Genomic DNA, 21,760 nt, shown 5'->3' with positions numbered 1-21,760 from the left:
CGTATCGTGACCGGAAGGGCGTTGCCCGGCGACGCCGGTCCGCCACCCGCACGCGAGGGAGACGGCCATGGCCGATCCCAAGGGATTCCTGACCACGCCCCGCGAGGACTGGCCCCGCAGGCCGGTCGGGGAACGGGTGCGGGACTGGGACGAGGTGTACGTTCCGGGCGCGCTGCTCCCCCTGATCGGTCCGCAGGCCGACCGGTGCATGGACTGCGGTGTCCCCTTCTGTCACGACGCCTGCCCGCTCGGCAACCTGATCCCCGAGTGGAACGACCTGGTCGCCCGCGCGGACTGGCGGGCGGCGAGCGACCGGCTGCACGCCACGAACAACTTCCCCGAGTTCACGGGGCGGTTGTGTCCGGCACCGTGCGAGGCGGGGTGCGTGCTCGCCATCGACCAGCCGGCGGTCACCATCAAGAACGTCGAGTGCGCCATCGCCGACAGGGCCTGGGAGGAGGGCTTCACCCCTCCGCGCCCGCCGGACCGGTTGTCCGGGCGGACCGTGGCGGTGGTCGGGTCGGGCCCCGCCGGCCTCGCGGCCGCCCAGCAGCTGACCCGGGCCGGGCACACGGTCGCCGTCTACGAGCGGGACGACCGGATCGGCGGTCTCCTGCGGTACGGCATCCCCGCGTTCAAGATGGAGAAGCGTCACCTGGAGCGCCGCATCGACCAGATGCGGGCCGAGGGGACCAGGTTCCGTACGTCGACGGCGGTCGGGCGGGACGCCGACGCCGCGGAGCTGCGGACCCGCTACGACGCGGTCGTGATCGCCACCGGGGCGACCGCCTGGCGTGAACTGCCCGTGCCGGGCCGGGAGCTGGCCGGGGTGCACCAGGCGATGGAGTACCTGCCGATGGCCAACCGGGTGTGCGAGGGAGACCTGGAGACCTCCCCCCTGTCCGCCGCCGGCAAGCACGTCGTCATCGTCGGCGGCGGTGACACCGGCGCCGACTGCCTCGGCACGGCGGTACGGGAAGGGGCCGCGTCCGTGACCCAGTTGGACATCTACGCCCAGCCGGGCACGGCACGCGACGAGGAGGCCGAGCCCTGGCCGACGTACCCGAAGCTCTACCGGCTGTCGGTCGCGCACGAGGAGGCGCGCCACCTGCGCTCGGCGCCGGCGGCCGACGCGGACGCACGGCTGTTCGCGGCCTCCACGCTCCGCCTCACCGGCGACGCGCAGGGCCGCGTGCGCCGGCTGCACCTGGTCGGGGTGGACGCCGGGCGCCGGCCGCTGCCCGGCACCGAGCGGGCGCTCCCCGCCGACCTGGTGCTGCTCGCCCTCGGCTTCTCGGGCCCCGACCTAACGGACGGGCTCGTCGACGGGCTGGGGCTGGAGCTGGACCCACGGGGCACGATCGCCCGCGGCCGGGACTTCGCCACCAACGTCCCCGGGGTGTTCGCCGCGGGGGACGCCGCCCGCGGGCAGTCGCTCGTCGTGTGGGCGATCGCCGAGGGGCGGGCGGTGGCGGCCGCCGTCGACCGCCTCCTGTCGGGCGGCAGCACGCGCCTGCCGGCGCCGATCGGCCCGTACGACCGTCCGATGACGGTCTGAACCGCGATCCCCCTACTCCCCCGGCGGGCCGCCCCTGCCCGCGGTCACGGCTTGCGGGCCACCGCGCCGTAGCCCGGGATGACCCCGTCGTCCTGCCCGGCGACCGGCTCGCCCAGCTCCGGGTGCCACAGGTGGGGCACCTCGATGCCCGGCTCGACCAGCTCCAGGCCGTCGAAGAAGCGGGCGAACTCCGCGCGGGAGCGCAGGGCCAGGGTGACGCCGGCGGCCCTGAGCTTCTCGGTGGCCGCCCGCGACTCCTCGGGCGTGAAGTCCGCGGTCGCGTGGGTCATCACCAGGTAGCTGCCCGAGGGCAGCGCGGCCAGCAGCCGGCCCACCAGGTCGTGCGCGCCGTCCTCGTCGGAGACGAAGTGCAGCAGCGCGACCAGTGACAGCGCCACGGGCCGGTCGAGGTCCAGGATCTTCCCGGCGCCGTCCAGGACGGCGCCGGGGTCCCGTACGTCGGCCTGGAGGTACTCGGTCGCGCCCTCGGGCGTGCCGCGCAGCAGGGCCGCCGCGTGGGCCAGCACGATCGGGTCGTTGTCGCAGTAGACGACCCGGGAGTCGGGCGCGGTCTCCTGCGCGACCTGGTGGAGGTTGGGCTCGGTGGGGATGCCGGTGCCGACGTCCAGGAACTGCCGTACTCCGTGGCCGGCCAGCCAGCGCGTGGCCCGCTGCATGAAGGCGCGGTTGACCCGCGCCATCACCGGCACCCTCGGGTCCAGGGCGAGCATCTGCCGGCCCATCTCCTCGTCGACCGGGTAGTTGTCCTTGCCGCCGAGGTACCAGTCGTACATCCGCGCGGGGTGCGGTCTGCTCGTGTCGATGCCGGCATGGTGCTGCCCGGTCATGGCGCGCTCCAAGGTGTGAAGTTTTCACAGCGATCGGTGATCGGCTCAATGCCAAACAGCTTAAGAACAAACATCAACGACAACACGTGCTTCAGGACAGCAGGAAGTCCGCCTCTCCCGCCTTCGCCCCTTCGATGAAGGCCGTCATCTCGGCGGAGGTGTAGATCAGCGCCGGCCCGTCGGGGTCGGTGGACTGGCGTACGGCGATCCGGCCGTCGGCCAGCTTCATCGCCTCCAGGCAGTTGCCGCCGTTGCCCCCGCTCCACGGTTTGTGCCAGCCCTCGCTGCCCAGCTCGCGGGCGGGCATGCCGTTGTAGACGCGCTCGGCGCGGCCGCGTGGCGATGGCTGGGGCTTGGTGCGGTTCATTCACAGCTCCTTGCGGAGATCCCGGAGGATCTCCTTCGTGCGATGTGCCGTGGCGGCCTGCGCCGCCATGCGGTCCATGACCTCGAGATGGGTCGCCACCTCGGCGCGCGCGTCGAGGTAGACGGCGCCGGTCAGGTACTCGCTGTAGACCATGTCGGGAAGTTCCGGCACGGCGAATCGGAACAGCACGAAGGGCCCGTACGTGCCGGGGTGCGGCCCGTTCGCGAACGGGGCGATCTGCAGCGTCACGTTGGGCAGCTTCGCGGCGTCGAGCAGCCTGTCGATCTGGGCACGCATCACCTCCGGGCCGCCGACGGGGCGCCGCAGCGCGGTCTCGTCCATGACGACCCACAGCCGGGGCGCGTCCTCGCGGGTGAGCAGTTCCTGGCGTTGCATGCGCAGGGCGACATGGCGCTCGATGTCGTCGGGCCGGGTCTGGCCGATGGCGCCCGAGCGGAGCACCCCGCGCGCGTAGTCCTCGGTCTGCAGCAGTCCGGGGACGAAGTGCGGCTCGTAGGAGCGGATCAGCGAGGCCGCGCCCTCCAGGCTGACGTACATGGAGAACCAGCCCGGGAGGATGTCGTGGAAGCGCTGCCACCATCCGGGCTTGTTGGCGTCCTCGGCCAGCTGGACGAAGACCTCGGCCTCCTCGTCCCCGACGCCGTAGGCCTTCAGCAGCAGCTGGAGGTACGGGATCTTGAGGGCGACCTCGGCCGTCTCCATGCGGCGCACGGTCGCGGGGGCCACGCGCAGGACGCGGGCGGCCTCCTCGCGCTTGAGCCCCGCGCGTTCGCGCAGGTCCAGCAGGCGCCGGCCGAGGACGACCTGGCCGACCGTCGGCGCGGACCGCGGCTCGCTCACCGCCCCACCTCCACGAAGAGTCCTGAACAGTCCCGTGATCGCGTGATCCCCGGACCGGGGACCCCGCGATCATCGACGAGCCGGCCGCGATGCGCGCGGACAGCCCGGCGGCGCCATTCGAAGATCTATTCGAAAGTCCGGGCAGACCTTCGGTGATCTGAAGTGGCGCCGCTCGACGTGCTGTTGCGAAGCAGTGTGCCACGCCGGCCCTGACCGTCACACAGCACTCTGCATTTTTCAGAGTGACACTTGCCAAGTGTTCACGGCGGGGCGATAGTGGCAAGCGTGATTCCGTCCGCGCCCTTAGGAACAGACGCCGTCGCGGCCCCCGCGGGCCTCGGCGCCACCATGGGAGCCGGCCCCGCGGGGGCCGTCGCTGCCGAGCGCCGGTTCCGTTTCGAGCTGGCCGCACACCCGGGCTCTCCCGCGCAGGCCAGACGCCTGACGCGCGCCCGGCTGAACGGCTGGTCGGTGTGCGAGGACACCTGTGACACCGCGGCCCTGGTGGTCTCCGAACTGGTGACCAACGCGATCGTGCACACCGCGAGCCGGCACATCGTCTGCGAGCTGCACGACGGCGACGAGCTGGTGCGCATAGCCGTACGCGACGAGGGATGCGCGCCCGGCCAGCCGCACCCGTCGGACGGGCAGCGGCCCGACGACGAGCACGGCAGGGGGCTCCTCCTCGTCGACGCCCTGTGCGACGCCTGGGGCGCCCACGAGCACGGGCCCGGACTGCTGGTCTGGGCCGAACTGCCGCGCGGGGCCGACGCGCCGCGCGACCCGTCCGGCCCCCGCGACGACCTGGGCTGGGGCGCCCGCCCCAAGCCCGGCTCCGCCGACACCGCCGGCGACGCGGGCGAGACGGAGGAACACCGCCGAGAAGCACACCGCGGAACGGGGACCGCATGGCTATGAGGGCTCCGTCCGGCGTCCGCCCGCTCGACCTGGACACCCTGGTCCGTCTGCAGCGCGCGCTGCACGAGCCCGGAACGCCCCGGCGGCTGCCCGTGCCGGACGGCATGACGGCCCCGCTCGGCTGCGACGCGGTGGTGGCGCCCGCGCGCTTCGGCCCGCTGGTGATGCCCCGGCTGCCACGCGTGGGGTGCGTCTACGCCGACGAGGCGCACTGGTGGTGGATCGTCCCGTCCGACTCCGACTACGCCCTGGAGTGGCCCGCCCCGGCCCGGTACGCCACCGGCGCGGTCGTCCCCGACGCCCCGGGCGTCCCCGGCCTGATACACCGGCCGGACGGCACCGTCCCCTACACCCCGCCCATCCCGCTCTACCTGGCCCTGTGCCGCCTGACGGGCACGACACCGACGTGGTCGCGCCCGGTGACCGCGTAGCCCCGACGCCCTCCCCTCACGCCCCGGAGCCCGTTCGCCCGGGGCGCGCGGGCCGTGTCACGCGACCGCGTCACCGGCGGTCTCGCCGCTGCGGACGACGACCAGGAACATGTCCGTGGCGAGGTCCATGACGACCTCGGCGGGCAGGCCCTCCAGACGCCGCGCCTGCGCGAACTCCTCCGCCGGCCAGGACCCGCGCGGGCCGCCGGCGGGAAAACGTTCGAGCACCGTTCGCCCGTTCACCCCGCACCTCCATGTAGCGCTGTACTCGTAGAGTTAAACGCCAACCATGGAGTGAACACCTCGTGAAGTGACGGTACTGAGACCAAGTCGGCATTCGTTCACCGCAAAGTGTGAGCGCCGTCTCAGCCGTTCGGATTTTTCCGCTACGGTGCGTGTCAGTCCTCGTACTCGTCGTGGTAGCGGATCGCCTCACTGCCCGCAGGCGCCCCGAGAGCCGACGCCCGTCCCTCCGGTCGTTCCCACCGCTCCCGCCGGCCCAGCGCGGTGAGGTCGAGGAGGCTGGTGACCGACCCGAGCCCGTCGAGGCCGCGCTCGTACGTCGAGTAGGTGTGGAAGACCCGGTCGTGGTCCCGCAGGAAGCAGCTGAGTCCCGGCCGCTCGGTGAGTTCGCCCTCGTGTGCGAGGGTCACCTCGAAGTCGGTGTTGAAGTCGCTGACGTAGGACGAGTACCAGGGCAGCGTCCAGCCCATCCGCGCCTTGAACGGCAGGATCTTCGGGTACGGCGCCCGGGACACGGCCGCGAAGGACGTACCGCGTGCGCGCAGGTGCGCGAGGTGCCCGATCTGGTCCAGGAACGCGGAGCAGCTGCGGCAGCCGGCGTCCCACTCGGGGGCGAACATGAAGTGGTAGACGATGAGCTGGTCGCGCCCCTCGAAGAGGTCGAGCAGGGAGGCCTTGCCGTCGCCGCCCTCGAAGACGTACTCCTTGTCGACCTCCACCATCGGCAGGCCGCGCCGCTCGGCGTTGAGCGCGTCCCGGGCGCGTGTGGCCGCCTTCTCCTTGGCCAGCAAGGCCGCGCGCGCCGCGCGCCAGTCCTCGCGCGAGACGATCTCGGGAAGCGACATGGGCTCCAGCTCCTCCTGTGCAACGGTCCGTCGGGGGTGCTGACCGGTGGCGGGGGCGGAACTCATCGCGGCAGGACAGGATTCTTTTCCGGACCGGCGCCGCGGACCCGCGAAGGCCCGGCGGCCCGGCGGCCCGGCGGTCCGGCGGCCCGGCGGTCCGGCGGTCCGGCACGAGCGCTACCCGGCGAGCGGCAGCTCCGGCAGGCGCAGTCCCGCGCGTTCGCGCCGCTCGGTCAGCTCGTCCCGCAGCTCGGCGAGCCGTTCGGTGTGCCGGGGCGCGAGACGGCCGCTGTCGTCGAGGTGCACGGCGCACGCGGTGGTGGTGTCGACGAGCCGTTCCAGCACGGCGGCGACCTCGTCGGCGCCGGCGGAGTGCCGGGCGAGCGCCGGCAGCTCGGCGGCGGCGAGGGCCACGGCGGTACGGGCCTCGGCGAGCGTGCGGTAGGCCTCCCGGCGCAGTCTCCACCGGGCGGCGCGGTCGTCGGACCCGCTCAGGACGTGGGCGAGGTAGGCGTGCGCGGCGCCGTCCGCCGCCTCCAGCCGGGCGCGGACCGTGCCGCCGCGCTGTCCCGGCATCGGCAGGTGCCCGACGATCAGCACGATCGCGCAGGCCAGCAGGGTCTCCCCGATGCGGCTGAGCGCGGCCTGGGGCTCGCCGCCGGTCATGACCAGGGCGAGGACGAGGACGGTGACGACGGCGGTCTGGGCGGCGAAGTGCCGGGCGGCGACGGGCACGAGTGCGCCGCTGACGGCGACGAGTGCGACGAGCCCCTCCGGCCGGGGCAGCACGGCGGCGAACCCGGCGAAGACGAGCGCCCCGAGGACGGTCCCGGCCGCCCGGCACAGCACCCGGGACGCGAGCGGCCCGAGGTCGGGCTTGACCAGGAAGACGGCGGTGGCGGGCAGCCAGTACCAGTGCTGGTGCGACCCGTACCAGTGGCCGTGGTGCAGGACCTGGGCGACGGCCACGCTGGCTCCGAAGCAGAGGCCGACGCGCAGTCCGTACTCCCGGCCGCCGGCGCCGAGCACGGTGCGCGCCACGGAGCCGAGCGGCCGCCTGCGGGTGTGCAGGTCCCGGCCCCTGCCCCGGTCGAAGGCCTCCGCGGCGTGCAGGAGGGCGTCGTCGAGGGCGCGCAGGGCGGGTTCGGTGCGGGTGGGGGCGGGCAGCGGCCCGGTGTGGGTGTTGCCGCGGACGGCCGCGGCGAGTCGCCGGGGTCCTTCGGCGGCCCGCGCGGGCACGGGGCGCCCCGCCCAGGCGAGCGCGGTGGCGGCCTCGCCGAGGGGCAGCGCGGCGGCGTACTGCGCGTGCAGCCGCCGTTCGGCCGAGGAGGAGGCGTGGCGTCGCAGCCGGGGCCCGGCGAGCGCGTCCTGTGCTTGGTCGAGGGCGGCGGTGAGCGCGGCCCGGCGGGCGCCGGCGTGTTCGGTGCCGGCCGCCTCCAGCAGTGCGGCGACGGCGTCGTACACGGCGGCGACGGCCGCGCGCTCCCCGTCGAAGCGGAAGTCGAGGCGCACCTCGCCGGCGAGGGCGCCGGGTGTGGGCAGGAGCAGCCGCAGGGTGAGCAGCCATCCGGCGCCGGCGAGGAAGGCGAGGACGCTCTGCCACCCGGGGTCGGGCAGCGGCATGCCGGCCCCCACGGCGGTGGTCACCAGCACCTGCGTCCCGGTCCCGGACGCGACGGTCCCGACGGCGCTGATGCCTCCGGCGACCAGCCCGAGCACGGTCAGCGCCAGGGTGAGCGGGACGGGGCCGAGGTGCTGCCCCGCAACGGTGCCGGCCAGCAGCCCGGCCGCCCCCGCGAGCGCCGGCACGCCGATCCGGCGGACGGACGTGCGGCGGCTGCCCGGCCGGTCGTTGATGCCGGCCAGCATGGCGGCGATGGCGGCGACGACACCGAGGGAGGTCCGCCCGGCGAACAGGGCGGCGAGCAGCAGCGGCCCGCCGGCCAGCGCACCCCGCGTGACCGCGCTCCAGGGCACGGGACCCCGCTGGGCACTCAGGGCGTGGGCGAGCCAGGGCGGGAGCGCGAGGGCGGCGGGGCGGACGGTGCGGGGCACGGGACGCGGGGCTCCTGTCGGCTGGTCGAGGGCGGGTGTGAGCCTTCGGGCGACGGTGGCCGGGCTGTGACGTGCGCTGTCAAGGGTACGGGCGCTTCTTGTCGGGGCGGAAACGGCCGGGTTTCGGGGATGTGGCGGTGCCGGCCGGCGGCGCGGCGAAGCCCCCCTCGACGGCTCGTCGACGCCGCGGACGCGGCTCCGCGGGAAGCCGAGGGGTTCCCTCCGCCGTCGGGAGTGGTCACCGACCGCGCCGGGCCGCCTCCACGGCCCCGCTCAGCAGTTCCCCGGCCCGCGTGACCGCCCCTGTCAGGGACCGCGGGTCCTTCGTCAGACGCGTCAGGAGCAAGCCGGTCCCGCCCAGTCCCGCCCGTTCGACCAGCCCCTTCTCGTTGGTGACCCATTCCCCGCGTGCCGCCGGCACCGCGTGCGCCGTCTGTGTCGCGGCGAGGGCGATCGCGCCGGCGACCTGGGTCAGCGCTCCCTGGGGGCGTGGCCGGCCTCGGCGTAGGCGAGGGTGGCCGTGGCCGCGCCGTACCAGTGCTCGGGGGCGGTGGCGCGGAGGGCCTCCGGGTAGGCGGGGCGGGGCAGTTCGCCGCGCAGCACCTCGTTGACGGCCAGCTCCGCGACCACCGGGTACGTCGGGATGCCGGCCAGGTGGAACATCAGCGGCTCCACGCGGAAGCGGCCGGTCTCCGCCTGTGCCACCTCGTGCTCGACCACGTCGAGGTCGCGGTGGTGGAGGTCGCCCCGTCGCCCGTCGACGGTCAGCCAGGCGCCGCCGTTGAAGACTCCGCCGCCCCACGCCCCGATGCCGGAGACCTCTCCCGGCCGGCCGAGGGCGCGGAGGTCGTCCGGGTCGAAGGCCCCCCGGTAGTGGACCGCCAGGTCCCAGTCGCTGTCGGGCCGGTGGGTGCCCTGGGCCCGGGAGCCGCCGAGGGCGACGGCCCGGACGGCGGGCAGGTCGGCGAGCCGGCCGGCGGTGGTGTCGAGGAAGGCCTGGTCCGTGGGAGAGGGCACTGCTGAGGGCTCCTGGTGATGGGGCGGACGGCGGACGCCTAGGCGGGCGGGGGCGGGGGCCGCGAGGGAAAATCGGGTGCGGCGGCGGACCGGGGAACGGACCATCAAAAGATCGTCCGTCCGCCTCGTCAGGAGCCCACGTGATCCAGCGCGTCACCGTGCCCGGTCTGTTCCCGCCGCCCCGCTACTCGCACGCCTCCGTCGTCGAGGCCGGGACGAAGCTCGCCTTCCTGGCCGGGTCCGTTCCGCTCGACGCGGAGGGGAACCTGGTCGGGGAGGGCGATCCGGTCCGCCAGGCCGAGCAGGTGATCGCCAACCTCACCGAGCAGTTGCGTGCCGTCGGCAGCGGTCCGGAGCACGTCGTCTCCACCGACGTGTACGTCGTGAGCGGCCGGACCGCCGTCCTGTCCGCCGTCTGGGACGTCGTCGAGGCGTCCGGTCTCAGTGCTGGGCCGCACTCCTCGACGCTGATCGGGGTCGGCTGTCTCGGCTACACGGGCCAGCTGGTGGAGATCACGGCGACGGCCGTCGTACCGGAGCGGACACGGCCGTGACCTCCGTGGACACCTCGTCACCGGTCCTGCCGCGGCGGGCGGCGGCCGCCGACGCCGTCGGAGTGGCGGTGCGGGAGGAGACCGAACCCGCACAGCCGGCCCCCGCTCCTCGACCAGCCCGGGAGCGGGGGCCGGCGCACCCGCGCGGCGCTTGTGCGAGCGGCCCGGGTCCAGGGCCGTGGAGTGGGCGGACGGTGCCCGGAACGAGGAGCGGGAGCCCGGTGTGCGGTATGTGGGGGCCGTAGGACGGACCGGTCACGCGCGGCCGCGCGCGTACCCGTCCGTCGCCGCCACCAGCGCGTCGTCCCCGACCGCCCCGGCGTCGTGTCCCGCCTCGTCCACGACGACCAGCTCGCTGTCCGGCCAGGCGCGGTGGAGCCGCCAGACGACGCCGAGGAGGTTGCCGAAGTCGAGGCTGCCCTGCACCAGGGTGCCGGGGATGCCCTTCAGCAGGTGCGCGTCGCGCAGGACCACGCCCTCGTCGTTGCCGTCGCCGAGGAAGTGGTCGTTGCCCCAGTAGTGCGTGACGGTGCGGGCGAAGCCCAGCCGGAACACCGGGTCCTGGAAACGCGCGACCGAGCCGGGGGGCGCGGGGATGATCGCCGTCTCCCAGTCGGTCCAGGCCCGCGCGGCCCGTTCCCGGACGGCCGGGTCGGGTGACTCCAGCAGCCGGTTGTACGCGGCGGCCAGGTTGCCGTCGCGCTCGTCGGCGGGCAGCTCGGCGAGGAACCGCTCGTGGGCCTCCGGGAAGATCTTCCCCAGCCCGCGGGTCAGGAGGCGGACCTCGGGGTTCGAGCCGGTCGCGACTCCGGTCAGGACGAGCTCGGACACCACACCGGGGTGGGTCTGTGCGTACCGCAGTCCCAGGACCGACCCCCACGACACGCCCCACACCAGCCACCGGTCGATCCCCAGGTGGGCGCGCAGCCGCTCCAGGTCCGCCATGACGTGGGCGGTCGTGTTCACGCTCATGTCGGTGGCGTGGTCGCTCGCGGGGGGAACCGACCGTCCGGCGCCGCGCTGGTCGAGCAGCACGATCCGGTACGCGGCCGGGTCGAAGTAGCGTCTGAGGTTCGGGCTCGTGCGGGACCCGGGCCCGCCGTGCAGTACCAGTGCGGGCTTGCCGTGCGGGTTCCCGGAGGTCTCCCAGTAGACGTGGTTGCCGTCCCCGACGTCGAGCATGCCGTGGTCGTACGGTTCGGTTTTCGGATACAGGCCCATCGGGGCACCGTAGCGCCGACGACCACGGCCGTTCACGTCCTTTCCGCCGTGGGCAGCCCCGCCGCCCCGGCCGCGGCGCACAGCACGTCCCGCAGCATCTCGGGGGTGAGCCGGCCGGTGAAGGTGTTGCGCTGGCTGACGTGGAAGCAGCCGAAGAGGTGCAGGCCGGGTCCGTCGGGGGCGGGCAGCGTGACGTGGGCGCCGTGCGCGAAGGCGGGGCGGGGCCGGGGAACGGTCCAGCCCGCCGCGGCGAACGCGGGCAGCGCCGCCTGCCATCCGAAGGCGCCGAGCACGACCACGGCGCGCAGGGTCGGCCGCAGCAGGCCCAGCTCCTGGACGAGCCACGGGCGGCAGGTGTCGCGCTCGGTGGGGGTGGGTTTGTTGGCGGGCGGGGCGCAGTGCACCGGGGAGGTGATGCGCACGCCGTGGAGTTCCAGGCCGTCGTCGGCGTGGACCGCGGTGGGCCGGGACGCCAGCCCCACGTCGTACAGCGCCCGGTAGAGCACGTCACCGGAGCGGTCGCCGGTGAACATCCGGCCGGTGCGGTTGCCGCCGTGGGCCGCGGGGGCGAGCCCGACGATCAGCAGGCGCGCGTCCGGCGGCCCGAAGCCGGGCACCGGGCGGCCCCAGTACGTCCAGTCGGCGAAGGCCGCCCGTTTGGTGCGGGCCACCTCCTCCCGCCAGGCGACCAGCCGCGGACAGGCCGTGCATCCCGAGATCCGCCGGTCGAGTTCGGTGAGGGCGCTGCTGTCCATGCCCCCACCGTAGGACCCCCGGTCACCAGGGTGCTGGGCACCGTGAAGCCGGCCCCGGCCCACCCGCCCCAGCCGATATCCGATCCCCCGCACGGGGCCGGACGGCTAAGGTCGGGGCATGGCTTCCGAGCATGACGAAGGCAGGAACGGCGAGGTGACCGCCGTGCAGGACTCCGCCGGGGCGGAGTCCCCCGATCGGACCCCGGACCCGAAGACCGCCGCCGCGATCGCCGCCGCCGAGGCCGCCGGGCCGCAGAACGGTGAGAGCGTCCGGGTCGACAGCTGGATCTGGGCGGTCCGTCTGATCAAGACCCGCTCCCTCGGTGCGACCGCCTGCCGGGGCGGTCACGTCCGGGTGAACGGCGAGCGTGTGAAGCCCGCGTACTCCCTGCGCGTCGGCGACGAGGTGCGCCTGCGGCACGAGGGCAGGGAGCGGGTCGTCGTCGTGAAGCGGCTGATCCGCAAGCGGGTCGGAGCGCCGGTCGCCGCCCAGTGCTACATCGACAACTCCCCGCCGCCCCCGCCCCGTGAGGCCGTCGCCCCGGCCGGCATCCGCGACCGGGGCGCGGGACGCCCGACCAAGCGGGACCGGCGCGAGCTGGAACGCCTGCGCGGCCTGGAGGGCTTCGGGCGCCCGGAAGGCCGCTGAGACGGCGGGCCCCGCCCCCGGACCGGATCCGGGAGCGGGGCCGGTGGCGGCCGTGTGCGGGCCGGTCACCGGCGGACCAGTCGGATCAGCTCCGCGTTGTGCCCTCGGCGGGCCCAGGCGACGAGCACCAGGGGGACCATCAGGATGAGCGGCGTCGCCGCGTTCTCGCCGCCGAAGCTGGTGAGCTGGACGACGAACGCGCCCACCATCAGCGCGCTCAGCGCCGCGGCCGCCACCGACTGGAGCACCGGGATCAGCAGGGCGACCGCCCCGGCCAGTTCGAGGATGCCGATGGTGTACATGCCGGCGGTGCCCCAGCCCATCTCGTCGAACGCCTCGGCCGCCGACGCGTGCGCGATCAGCTTCGGCAGGGCGCTCGCGGCGGCGAAGAACAGCGCGAGGGCCACCTGCACCCCGCGCAGGGCGACCCGGGCGCCCCGCCCGCGGAGGACCGGGACGGGGGCCGGGGAGGCGACGGGGGCGGAGGCGGCGGTCTCGGACATGGGGATCTCCTGGGCTGAGCGGGCCGTGCTGCTGTCGGGGAGGTAGACCGCTCCTCGTCCCGGAACTCATCGCGCTCCGTCCCGGCGACCGCCCTCTTTCCCTCCTGCCCTCCCCCGTCGGTCCCCTAGCCGGCGAGGACCGCCCGCACCCATGTCCTGTCCTCGGTGAGATACCGCTCCACCCTCAGTCCCGCCTCCGCGAGCGCCTCCTCGAACTGCGCCTCGGTCAGCGGCCGCGCGCGGAAGGTCTGCGTCCAGACCGCGTCCGGGAACTCGTACTCCACGTGTACCGCGTTGACACCCTCCCCGACCGGCTCCGCCGACACGATCCGCACGGTGAAGCCGCCGGGGTCCACCCGTTCGCGCGGCACGTTCGTGTGGTAGTCCTCGCCCTCCCGCTGGATCAGCACGCAGCCGTCCGCCGTGACGTGCCGGGCGCAGGCGCTCAGCAGACCTCTTCTCACCCCGACGTCCCCGGTGTGGACGAGGAACGACGCCAGCATCACCGCGTCGAACGTCTCGCCCAGGTCGAGGTGTTCGATCGGGCTGCATATCGTCCGTGCCCCGCGCACGTGCTCCAGCATCTCGGCCGACTCGTCGACCGCCGTGACGGCGAACCCGCGCTCCAGCAGCGGCCGGGTCACGCGGCCCACCCCGCTGCCCAGCTCCAGGATGCGTGCGCCCGCGGGCAGGGCGGAGGCGACGACGTCCGGTTCGGCGCCGACGGGCAGCCGGGAGTAGAGCTCGACCGCGCAGCCGTCCGGGGTGATGGCCCCGGGTCCCGTCCCCCGGTGTCCGTCTCGCGTTCTGCGCTCCATGCCCGTCCAACGGGCCGCACCCGTGAGCCGTTCCCCCTTCGCCGTCCGGCTTCTGCGGCGTCCGGCCGTGCGGCGTGACGGCTCGGTTTCCTCCCCGGCGTTCCGGGAGTACGTTCTTCACAGGAGTGGTCGTCCCATGCGTACGGGCAGTGAACCGGCAACCGCGCGCAGCGCCCTGCGGGCGCGTTTCTGGCTGAGCCTGTGGGGACTGGTCTGGACGATCTTCGGGACGGTCCTCTTCGCGCTCGTCGGGCGGCCCGGCTGGGCCGCGGCCTTCGGGGTCCTGTGGCTGGTCGTCACGGTCGACCTGACTGTGATCGTCCGGCACATCCGTCAGGGCCCGCACTACCAGCCCGGCCCGGACGTCCCGCCCTACCGGCCGCCGGAGCACGGCCCACGGACCGGCCCGCCGACGCGGCCCCCCAGAACGCCGGGCACGCCCGGGTCGCCCGGGAGCCCGTAGACCCGAAGGCCGTGCGTCCGAAGCCCGGAGACACCGGACACCCGCCGGTGGGTCAGGCGTCGAACCGTGCCTGCTGCAGGTACTCCGGGTTCGGGTCCAGGGCCGCCGCCAGCCGGAAGTGGCGTCTGGCCTGGTCGGGACAGCCCCGGCGCTCGAAGGTGCGGGCCAGCGCGAAATGCGCGAACGCGTTGTCCGGCTCGCGTTCCAGGACGATGGTGAACTCCAGCTCGGCCGGTCTGAGCTGCGCCGCGGCGAAGAAGGCACGGGCGCGCAGCAGTCGTGCCGCGGTGCTCTCGGGGTGCGCGGCGATGACTTGGTCGAGGAGCTTCACCGCGCCCCGCGGATCCCGCGCGGCGAGCAGTTGCTCGGCGGCGCGGAAGTCGATGACGTCCGTCTCCGGAGTCCGTCCGGTCGAACCGCTGGTCTCGGGCACGGCAGAGTCCTTCCCTCGCTGGAAGGGGTCAACGCCCGCGCACGGGCCGCTATTCCTGGGCCGGCCGGGGCGGCGGGGCACTCGCCGGGCCACCGGTCCGCTTCGCGTGCGCCCTGCGGGTCAGTTCCGCCCACACCTCATCCACGCGGTGCCGGAGCTCCTCCAGCGGTACGTCGTTGTCGACGACGATGTCGGCGATCTCCCGGCGCTGTTCGCGCGTCGCCTGGGCGGCCATGCGCGCGCGTGCGTCCTGCTCGGTCATGCCCCGCAGCCGCACCAGCCGGTCGAGCTGGGTGGCCGGGTCGGCGTCGACGACGATCACGACGTCGTACAGCGGCGCCAGGCCGTTCTCGGTGAGCAGCGGGACGTCGTGGACGACGACGGCGTCCTCGGCCGCGGACCGTTCGAGTTCGTGGGAACGGGCGCCGACCAGGGGGTGCACGATCGCGTTGAGCGCGGCCAGCTTCTCCGGGTCGGCGAACACGATCGAGCCCAGCCGGGGCCGGTCCAGGCCGCCGTCGTCGGCGAGCACGTCGTCGCCGAACGCCTCCACGACCGCCGCGAGCCCCGGGGTGCCCGGTGCGACGACCTCGCGCGCGATCCGGTCGGCGTCGATCAGGACGGCCCCGCGTTCGACGAGCAGCCGCGACACCTCGCTCTTGCCGGCGCCGATCCCGCCGGTCAGGCCCACTGTCAGCATGGGCGGAAGCTTAGGGCCTGCCGGTGACGGCGCCTCGGACGGGGCGCCGCCGGACGTCAGCCGTCGCCCTCCCGCTCGGCCAGGAACCGTTCGAACTCGCGGCCGATCTCGTCCGCCGACGGGATCTCGACCGGCTCGGCGAGCATGTTGCCCCGGGTCTGGGCGCCCGCGGCGGCGTCGTACTGGTGCTCCAGGCCCTGGACGAGCGCGGTGAGTTCCTCGTCGCCCTCCTGGATCTGCCGGTCGATCTCGGTCTGGGTGCGGTGCGCCTCCGTGCGCAGGGAGTGCGCGACGCCGGGCAGGACCAGTCCGGTCGCCGCCGTGATGGCCTCCAGGACGGTCAGTGCCGCGTCCGGATAGGCGGACCGGGCGATGTAGTGCGGCACGTGCGCGGCGACGCCCAGGACCTCGTGGCCGGCCTGCATGAGCCGGTACTCGACGAGCGCCTCGGCGCTGCCGGGGACCTGCGCCTCCTCGAAGGGACTGCGGTGGCCCGGGACGAGGTCGGTGCGGTTGCCGTGCGGGGTGATGCCGACGGGACGGGTGTGCGGGACGCCCATGGGGATGCCGTGGAAGTTGACCGAGAGGCGGACGCCGAGCCGCTCGACGATCTGCCGCACGGCGGCGGCGAAGCGCTCCCACTCGACGTCCGGTTCGGGACCCGACAGCAGCAGGAAGGGTGCTCCGGTGGCGTCCTGGACGAGCCGCACCTCGATGGTGGGCTCCTCGTAGTCGGTCCAGGTGTCGCGCTTGAAGGTCAGCAGCGGGCGGCGGGCCCGGTAGTCCACGAGCCGGTCGTGGTCGAAGCGGGCGACGACCTGGTGGGGAAGCGAGTCGAGCACCTGGTCGACGATCTGGTCGCCGGTCTCGCCGGCGTCGATGTATCCGTCGAAGTGGTAGAGCATGACCAGCCCGGCCGACTCCTGGGCGAGTGCCGTGTCGACCACGGCCAGGCCCTTCGGCTCCCACGCGTACAAACCCTGCGGATCAAGCACAGTGACCGCTCCCCTCCTCGTGTCCGTACGTCATAACGCCCCCGCGGGGACGGGCATTCCCGGTGCGGGGCATCGTGATCTTGACGGCGGGGGCGTCACCGGGGCAACGCCGAGGGGCCGTACCTCGGAAGGTACGGCCCCTCGGGGTCAACGGTCAGGCCTCAGCGGCCCGCGTTTCAGCTCTGGCCGCCGGCCAGCTTCTCGCGGAGCGCGGCAAGCGCCTCGTCCGACGCCAGGGCGCCGGAGTTGTCGCCACCCTCGGAGGAGTACGAGCCGCCACCGGACGCGGCCGGAGCCGCACCCGCGGTGTCGCCACCCTCGGCAGCGGCCTTCTCGTCCGCCTCGCGGGACTTGATGACCTGCGCCTGGTGCTGCTCGAAGCGCTGCTGCGCCTCGGCGTACTGGGTCTCCCAGGCCTCGCGCTGAGCCTCGTAGCCCTCGAGCCAGTCGTTGGTCTCGGGGTCGAAGCCCTCGGGGTAGATGTAGTTGCCCTGGTCGTCGTAGGACGCGGCCATGCCGTACAGGGTCGGGTCGAACTCGACCGCCGACGGGTCGGCGCCGAAGGCCTCGTTGGCCTGCTTCAGCGAGAGGCTGATGCGGCGACGCTCGAGGTCGATGTCGATGACCTTGACGAAGATCTCGTCGTTGACCTGGACGACCTGCTCCGGGATCTCCACGTGGCGCTCGGCCAGCTCGGAGATGTGGACCAGACCCTCGATGCCCTCGTCGACGCGGACGAACGCACCGAACGGAACCAGCTTCGTGACCTTGCCGGGCACGACCTGGCCGATCTGGTGGGTGCGGGCGAACTGCTGCCACGGGTCTTCCTGGGTCGCCTTCAGCGACAGGGAGACGCGCTCGCGGTCCATGTCGACGTCGAGGACCTCGACGGTGACCTCCTGGCCGACCTCGACGACCTCGGACGGGTGGTCGATGTGCTTCCAGGACAGCTCGGAGACGTGGACCAGACCGTCGACGCCACCCAGGTCCACGAAGGCACCGAAGTTGACGATCGAGGAGACGACGCCGGAACGGACCTGACCCTTCTGGAGGGTGGTGAGGAACGTCTGGCGCACCTCGGACTGGGTCTGCTCCAGCCAGGCACGGCGGGACAGGACCACGTTGTTGCGGTTCTTGTCCAGCTCGATGATCTTCGCCTCGAGCTCCTTGCCCACGTAGGGCTGGAGGTCGCGGACACGGCGCATCTCGACCAGGGAGGCCGGGAGGAAGCCGCGGAGGCCGATGTCGAGGATGAGACCACCCTTGACGACCTCGATGACGGTACCGGTGACGATGCCGTCCTCTTCCTTGATCTTCTCGATGGTGCCCCAGGCACGCTCGTACTGGGCGCGCTTCTTCGAGAGGATCAGGCGGCCTTCCTTGTCCTCCTTCTGGAGGACCAGGGCCTCGATCTCGTCACCGACGGCGACGACCTCGTTGGGGTCGACGTCGTGCTTGATCGAGAGCTCGCGGCTCGGGATGACACCTTCGGTCTTGTAACCGATGTCGAGCAGGACCTCGTCCCGGTCGACCTTCACGATGACGCCGTCGACGATGTCGCCGTCGTTGAAGTACTTGATCGTCTCGTCGATCGCGGCGAGGAAGGCTTCCTCGTTACCGATGTCGTTGACCGCAACCTGCGGGGTGGTGGCGGTGGTCTCGGTGCTGCTCGTCATGTGGGAAAGGGCTCCGGTACGGACATTGAAGTCGTAGGTACTGCTTACGCCGGGAGCCCGTTTCGCTCTGCAGAAGCCGGACAGCCAAGTAAGCGTCACCGAAAAACACTGGCGACGCCTCGAGAACCGAGGGGACATACAACAGATGCGAGCGCGACCTGCTACGTCTGAGGTGCGCAGGCCCGCAGCGCAACTTGTAGCATACGGGGGCGGCCGGGCATGGTCAATGCGCGAAGCCGCCCACCCGGGGCGGATCGCTCCATACCCGGCGCAGGAGCCGCCTCCCGAGGCCGCCCGGGACCCGCGGAGTCCCGTGCGTGACGTCCGGGACAGGCCCTGCCGGAAGAGCCGCAGACTAGTACGAGGGAGCCGGTCATCCAAGAGCCCGTAGTGTCCGAAGCCGGAGAGACCGAACCCGAGGCCACCCGGCGTGCCGCCGGTGTCACGGAGAGCGCCCGCGCCAACCGCGGCTGGTGGGACCGGAACGCGGACGAGTACCAGATCGAGCACGGCACCTTCCTCGGCGACGACCGCTTCGTGTGGTGTCCCGAGGGCCTGGACGAGGTGGAGGCCGAACTGCTCGGTCCGACGGAGGAGCTGAAGGGCAAGGACGTCCTGGAGATCGGCGCCGGCGCCGCACAGTGCGCGCGCTGGCTGGCCGGCCAGGGCGCGCGTCCGGTGGCCCTGGACCTCTCCCACCGCCAGCTCCAGCACGCGCTGCGCATCGGCGCCGCCTTCCCCCTGGTGCAGGCGGACGCGGCCGTGCTGCCCTTCGCGGACGGCTCCTTCGACCTGGCCTGTTCGGCGTACGGGGCGCTGCCGTTCGTCGCCGACCCGCGGCTGGTGCTGCGGGAGGTGCGCCGGGTGCTGCGGCCCGGGGGCCGCTTCGTCTTCTCCGTCACGCACCCGCTGCGCTGGGCCTTCCCGGACGAGCCGGGCCCCGAGGGCCTGTCGGTGTCCGCCTCGTACTTCGACCGGACGCCGTACGTCGAGCAGGACGACGAGGGCGTCGCGGTGTACGTCGAGCACCACAGGACGCTCGGCGACCGGGTCCGGGACGTCGTCACGTCGGGGTTCCGGCTGGTGGACCTGGTGGAGCCGGAGTGGCCTGACTGGAACACCTCGGAGTGGGGAGGCTGGTCGCCGCTGCGCGGGCACCTGATCCCCGGCACGGCGATCTTCGTGTGCGAGCGCGACTGACCGTCCTTCGTCGTCCCCGCGCGCGTGGAGGACGCTTTCGCCGGCGTACGACACTGGGGGCGTGATCCGTTACGACGCCCTGGACGCGCTGCCCGTACGTGGTGCCCTGCCCGCTCTGCACGACGCCCTGGAGGGACACGGCACCGCGGTGCTGGTCGCGCCGCCCGGCACCGGCAAGACGACGCTGGTGCCGCTCGCGCTGGCCGGTCTGCTCGACGGGGGGCCCGCGCGGCGCGTGGTCGTGGCCGAGCCCCGCCGGATCGCGGCGCGGGCGGCGGCCCGGCGGATGGCGTGGCTGCTGGGCGAGGAGCCCGGCGCGAGCGTGGGGTACACCGTGCGCGGCGAGCGGGCGGTCGGGCGGCACACGCGCGTGGAGGTCGTCACGACCGGTGTCCTGTTGCAGCGGCTCCAGCGGGACCAGGAGCTGACCGGTGTCGACGTGGTCGTGCTCGACGAGTGCCACGAACGGCACCTGGACGCGGACACGACGGCGGCGTTCCTGTGGGACGTGCGGCAGGCGTTGCGGCCGGAGCTGCGGCTGGTGGCCGCGTCCGCGACGACCGACGCGGAGGGCTGGGCCCGGCTGCTGGGCGGTGCGCCGGTCGTCGAGGCGCGGGGCGTGTCGCACCCCGTGGAGGTGGTGTGGGCGCCGCCCGCCCGCCCGGTCCGGCCGCCGCACGGGATGCGGGTCGACCCGGCGCTGCTCGCCCACGTGGCCTCGGTGGTGCGGCGCGCGCTGACCGAGCGGGCCGGGGACGTGCTGTGCTTCCTGCCGGGTGTCGGGGAGATCGCCCGGGTCGCGGGGCAGCTGTCCGGGCTCGGGGACGTGGAGGTGCTCCAGGTGCACGGGCGGGCGCCGGCCGCCGTGCAGGACGCGGTGCTGTCCCCGGGCCCGCGGCGCCGTGTGGTGCTGGCGACCTCGGTGGCGGAGTCGTCGCTGACCGTGCCGGGCGTGCGGGTGGTGGTGGACGCGGGGCTGGCGCGCGAGCCGCGTGTGGACCACGCGCGCGGGCTGAGCGCGCTGACGACGGTACGGGCCTCGCGGGCGGCGGCGCGGCAGCGGGCCGGGCGGGCGGGGCGTGAGGCGCCGGGCGCGGTGTACCGCTGCTGGACGGAGGCGGAGGACGCCAGGCTGCCGGGCTTCCCGGCGCCGGAGATCAAGGTGGCCGACCTGACCGCGTTCGCCCTGCAGGCGGCGTGCTGGGGCGATCCGGACGCGTCCGGACTGGCGCTGCTGGATCCGCCTCCGGGCGGGGCGATGGCGGCGGCGCGGTCGGTGCTGACGGCCGTGGGCGCGGTGGACGCGGCCGGGCGGGCCACGGAGCGGGGCGTACGGCTGTCGCGGCTGGGGGTGCATCCCCGCCTGGGACGGGCCCTGCTCGACGCGGGCCCCTCGGACGCGGTGGCGGAGGTGGTCGCGCTGCTCGGCGAGGAGCCGCCGCGGGAGTACGGGGACGACCTGGCGTCCGCGCTGCGGGCGGCCCGGCGCGGGGGCGACGCCTACGGGGCGCGGTGGCGGACGGAGGTACGACGCCTGCGGGCCGCCGCGGCGGAGGACGCCGGGCCCGCCGGCCGCCGCCGGGCCGGCGCCGTCGTGGGCAGGGGGGACGCGGCCCCCGGCGGGGCGGAGGACGGGATCGTGGGGCTCGTGGCCGCACTGGCGTTTCCCGAGCGGGTGGCCAGGAAGGACGGCGGTTCGTATCTGATGGCGTCCGGGACGCGCGCGGAGCTGCCGGAGGGGTCCGGACTGCGCGGGGAGCCGTGGATCGCCGTGGCCGTGGCCGACCGGCCGGTGGGCAGGGGGCACGCGCGCGTGCAGCTCGGCGCGGTCGTCGACGAGGCGACGGCGCGGCTGGCGGCGGGCGCCCTGCTGACGGAGCGGGACGAGGTCCACTGGGCCGACGGTGACGTGGTGGCCCGGCGGGTCGAGCGGCTCGGCGCCGTCGAACTGTCGGTGGGGCCGCCCGCCGGCGCCGTACCCGGTCTCGTACGGGACGCGCTGCTGGAGGGGCTGCGGCGGGAAGGGTTCGGGCTGCTGCGCTGGTCGGCCGATGCGCGGGTGCTGCGGCAGCGGCTCGCGTTCCTGCGGCGGCACCTGGGCGATCCCTGGCCGGACGTCTCGGACGACGCCCTCCACGCGCGCGTGGACGAGTGGCTGGAGCCGGAGCTCGGGCGGGCCCGGCGGCGGGCCGACCTGGCGCGGATCGACGCCGGGCAGGCGCTGGCGCGGCTGCTGCCCTGGGCGTCGGGCGAGGCGGCGCGGCTGGACGAACTCGCCCCGGAGCGGATCACCGTGCCCAGCGGTTCCAGGATCCGGATCGACTACGGCGATCCCGGGCAGCCCGTCCTCGCGGTGAAGGTGCAGGAGATGTTCGGGCTGGAGCGGTCGCCGGAGATCGCCGGGGTGCCGTTGCTCGTCCACCTCCTCTCCCCCGCCGGACGGCCGGCCGCGGTCACGGCCGACCTGGCCTCCTTCTGGAGGGACGGCTACAAGGGCGTACGGGCGGAGCTGCGCGGCCGGTACCCGAAGCACCCGTGGCCCGAGGACCCGGCCGCGGCCGAGCCGACGCGGCACACGAAGGCGCGGCTCGCGCGGGAGTCCGCGTCCGGGTCGTGACGGCTCCCGCCGCCGCACGGCCGACGGGCCGAG

At 74.1% G+C, this 21,760-nt stretch carries 22 protein-coding genes and 1 pseudogene; 8 read left to right on the top strand and 15 right to left on the bottom strand.

Features of this window, described 5'->3' with window-relative positions; genetic code table 11:
* The first annotated feature begins 67 nt into the window (after nucleotides 1-67).
* Nucleotides 68-1,558, top strand: a complete 1,491-nt coding sequence (locus ACZ4V6_RS17240; RefSeq protein ID WP_467827828.1) for a glutamate synthase subunit beta — start codon at nucleotides 68-70, stop codon at nucleotides 1,556-1,558.
* A 44-nt stretch (nucleotides 1,559-1,602) separates the two neighbouring features.
* Here the strand turns inward: ACZ4V6_RS17240 and ACZ4V6_RS17235 are convergent, their stop codons facing one another.
* The 3 genes from ACZ4V6_RS17235 to ACZ4V6_RS17225 all read right to left on the bottom strand — a co-directional run bounded on the left by ACZ4V6_RS17235 (nucleotide 1,603) and on the right by ACZ4V6_RS17225 (nucleotide 3,634).
* Nucleotides 1,603-2,406, bottom strand: coding sequence for an SAM-dependent methyltransferase (locus ACZ4V6_RS17235; protein ID WP_467827825.1), 804 nt, complete (start codon nucleotides 2,404-2,406; stop codon nucleotides 1,603-1,605).
* A gap of 91 nt (nucleotides 2,407-2,497) precedes the next feature.
* The gene (locus ACZ4V6_RS17230) at nucleotides 2,498-2,773 is read right to left on the bottom strand and encodes a DUF397 domain-containing protein (RefSeq protein ID WP_467827823.1); all 276 of its coding nucleotides are present in this window, start codon (nucleotides 2,771-2,773) and stop codon (nucleotides 2,498-2,500) included.
* The gene (locus ACZ4V6_RS17225) at nucleotides 2,774-3,634 is read right to left on the bottom strand and encodes a helix-turn-helix domain-containing protein (RefSeq protein ID WP_467827820.1); all 861 of its coding nucleotides are present in this window, start codon (nucleotides 3,632-3,634) and stop codon (nucleotides 2,774-2,776) included. It lies immediately after the preceding gene.
* Nucleotides 3,635-3,910: 276 nt separating this feature from the next.
* On the opposite strand from ACZ4V6_RS17225, the gene ACZ4V6_RS17220 reads away from it, so the two are divergent.
* Both ACZ4V6_RS17220 and ACZ4V6_RS17215 read left to right on the top strand, forming a co-directional pair.
* Nucleotides 3,911-4,552 (top strand): ATP-binding protein, encoded by a 642-nt coding sequence (locus ACZ4V6_RS17220; protein ID WP_467827818.1) that lies wholly within the window; start codon nucleotides 3,911-3,913, stop codon nucleotides 4,550-4,552.
* Nucleotides 4,549-4,983, top strand: coding sequence for a hypothetical protein (locus ACZ4V6_RS17215; protein ID WP_467827815.1), 435 nt, complete (start codon nucleotides 4,549-4,551; stop codon nucleotides 4,981-4,983). The genes ACZ4V6_RS17220 and ACZ4V6_RS17215 overlap by 4 nt, the downstream gene beginning before the upstream one ends.
* Nucleotides 4,984-5,040: 57 nt before the next feature.
* Here ACZ4V6_RS17215 and ACZ4V6_RS17210 read toward each other — a convergent pair whose 3' ends face one another.
* The 4 genes and pseudogenes from ACZ4V6_RS17210 to ACZ4V6_RS17195 form a co-directional block, all read right to left on the bottom strand.
* The gene (locus ACZ4V6_RS17210; protein ID WP_467827812.1) at nucleotides 5,041-5,226 is read right to left on the bottom strand and encodes a hypothetical protein; all 186 of its coding nucleotides are present in this window, start codon (nucleotides 5,224-5,226) and stop codon (nucleotides 5,041-5,043) included.
* 155 nt (nucleotides 5,227-5,381) lie between these two features.
* Nucleotides 5,382-6,071 (bottom strand): DUF899 domain-containing protein, encoded by a 690-nt coding sequence (locus ACZ4V6_RS17205; RefSeq protein WP_467827809.1) that lies wholly within the window; start codon nucleotides 6,069-6,071, stop codon nucleotides 5,382-5,384.
* 177 nt (nucleotides 6,072-6,248) lie between these two features.
* A complete protein-coding gene (locus tag ACZ4V6_RS17200) occupies nucleotides 6,249-8,126 on the bottom strand; it encodes an FUSC family protein (protein WP_467827806.1) in 1,878 nt (625 codons plus the stop codon).
* A gap of 238 nt (nucleotides 8,127-8,364) precedes the next feature.
* A pseudogene (locus ACZ4V6_RS17195) lies at nucleotides 8,365-9,143 on the bottom strand (nucleotidyltransferase domain-containing protein).
* Nucleotides 9,144-9,283: 140 nt separating this feature from the next.
* Here ACZ4V6_RS17195 and ACZ4V6_RS17190 point away from each other — a divergent pair.
* Nucleotides 9,284-9,697: a RidA family protein gene (locus tag ACZ4V6_RS17190; RefSeq protein ID WP_467827803.1), complete on the top strand. Its 414-nt coding sequence runs from the start codon at nucleotides 9,284-9,286 to the stop codon at nucleotides 9,695-9,697.
* 255 nt (nucleotides 9,698-9,952) lie between these two features.
* Here ACZ4V6_RS17190 and pip read toward each other — a convergent pair whose 3' ends face one another.
* Nucleotides 9,953-10,918 (bottom strand): prolyl aminopeptidase, encoded by a 966-nt coding sequence (gene pip, locus ACZ4V6_RS17185; RefSeq protein WP_467827800.1) that lies wholly within the window; start codon nucleotides 10,916-10,918, stop codon nucleotides 9,953-9,955.
* A gap of 32 nt (nucleotides 10,919-10,950) precedes the next feature.
* The gene (locus ACZ4V6_RS17180; protein WP_467827797.1) at nucleotides 10,951-11,673 is read right to left on the bottom strand and encodes a uracil-DNA glycosylase; all 723 of its coding nucleotides are present in this window, start codon (nucleotides 11,671-11,673) and stop codon (nucleotides 10,951-10,953) included.
* A gap of 118 nt (nucleotides 11,674-11,791) precedes the next feature.
* Here ACZ4V6_RS17180 and ACZ4V6_RS17175 point away from each other — a divergent pair, with 118 nt between their 5' ends.
* A complete protein-coding gene (locus ACZ4V6_RS17175) occupies nucleotides 11,792-12,322 on the top strand; it encodes an RNA-binding S4 domain-containing protein (protein WP_467827795.1) in 531 nt (176 codons plus the stop codon).
* Nucleotides 12,323-12,387: 65 nt separating this feature from the next.
* Here ACZ4V6_RS17175 and ACZ4V6_RS17170 read toward each other — a convergent pair whose 3' ends face one another.
* Nucleotides 12,388-12,825: a DoxX family protein gene (locus ACZ4V6_RS17170; RefSeq protein WP_467827793.1), complete on the bottom strand. Its 438-nt coding sequence runs from the start codon at nucleotides 12,823-12,825 to the stop codon at nucleotides 12,388-12,390.
* A 125-nt stretch (nucleotides 12,826-12,950) separates the two neighbouring features.
* Nucleotides 12,951-13,643, bottom strand: coding sequence for a class I SAM-dependent methyltransferase (locus ACZ4V6_RS17165; protein WP_467827791.1), 693 nt, complete (start codon nucleotides 13,641-13,643; stop codon nucleotides 12,951-12,953).
* Nucleotides 13,644-13,779: 136 nt separating this feature from the next.
* On the opposite strand from ACZ4V6_RS17165, the gene ACZ4V6_RS17160 reads away from it, so the two are divergent.
* Complete coding sequence (locus ACZ4V6_RS17160) at nucleotides 13,780-14,106, top strand: DUF6343 family protein (RefSeq protein WP_467827788.1); 327 nt, start codon at nucleotides 13,780-13,782, stop codon at nucleotides 14,104-14,106.
* 52 nt (nucleotides 14,107-14,158) lie between these two features.
* Here ACZ4V6_RS17160 and ACZ4V6_RS17155 read toward each other — a convergent pair whose 3' ends face one another.
* The 4 genes from ACZ4V6_RS17155 to rpsA all read right to left on the bottom strand — a co-directional run bounded on the left by ACZ4V6_RS17155 (nucleotide 14,159) and on the right by rpsA (nucleotide 17,910).
* Nucleotides 14,159-14,539, bottom strand: a complete 381-nt coding sequence (locus ACZ4V6_RS17155) for a tetratricopeptide repeat protein (protein ID WP_403520212.1) — start codon at nucleotides 14,537-14,539, stop codon at nucleotides 14,159-14,161.
* 49 nt (nucleotides 14,540-14,588) lie between these two features.
* A complete protein-coding gene (gene coaE, locus ACZ4V6_RS17150) occupies nucleotides 14,589-15,239 on the bottom strand; it encodes a dephospho-CoA kinase (protein WP_467827785.1) in 651 nt (216 codons plus the stop codon).
* A 56-nt stretch (nucleotides 15,240-15,295) separates the two neighbouring features.
* Nucleotides 15,296-16,234 (bottom strand): PAC2 family protein, encoded by a 939-nt coding sequence (locus ACZ4V6_RS17145; protein WP_467827782.1) that lies wholly within the window; start codon nucleotides 16,232-16,234, stop codon nucleotides 15,296-15,298.
* Between the two features lie 176 nt (nucleotides 16,235-16,410).
* A complete protein-coding gene (gene rpsA, locus ACZ4V6_RS17140) occupies nucleotides 16,411-17,910 on the bottom strand; it encodes a 30S ribosomal protein S1 (RefSeq protein ID WP_077798730.1) in 1,500 nt (499 codons plus the stop codon).
* Between the two features lie 390 nt (nucleotides 17,911-18,300).
* On the opposite strand from rpsA, the gene ACZ4V6_RS17135 reads away from it, so the two are divergent.
* Nucleotides 18,301-19,110 (top strand): class I SAM-dependent methyltransferase, encoded by an 810-nt coding sequence (locus ACZ4V6_RS17135; protein ID WP_467827779.1) that lies wholly within the window; start codon nucleotides 18,301-18,303, stop codon nucleotides 19,108-19,110.
* 61 nt (nucleotides 19,111-19,171) lie between these two features.
* Nucleotides 19,172-21,727, top strand: coding sequence for an ATP-dependent helicase HrpB (hrpB, locus tag ACZ4V6_RS17130; protein ID WP_467827776.1), 2,556 nt, complete (start codon nucleotides 19,172-19,174; stop codon nucleotides 21,725-21,727).
* Nucleotides 21,728-21,760 lie beyond the last annotated feature (33 nt).

This window comes from Streptomyces sp. NPDC029152, from assembly GCF_055564355.1.
Note: the sequence above shows the minus strand (reverse complement) of the source record. Positions and strands in the feature narration are given on the sequence as shown.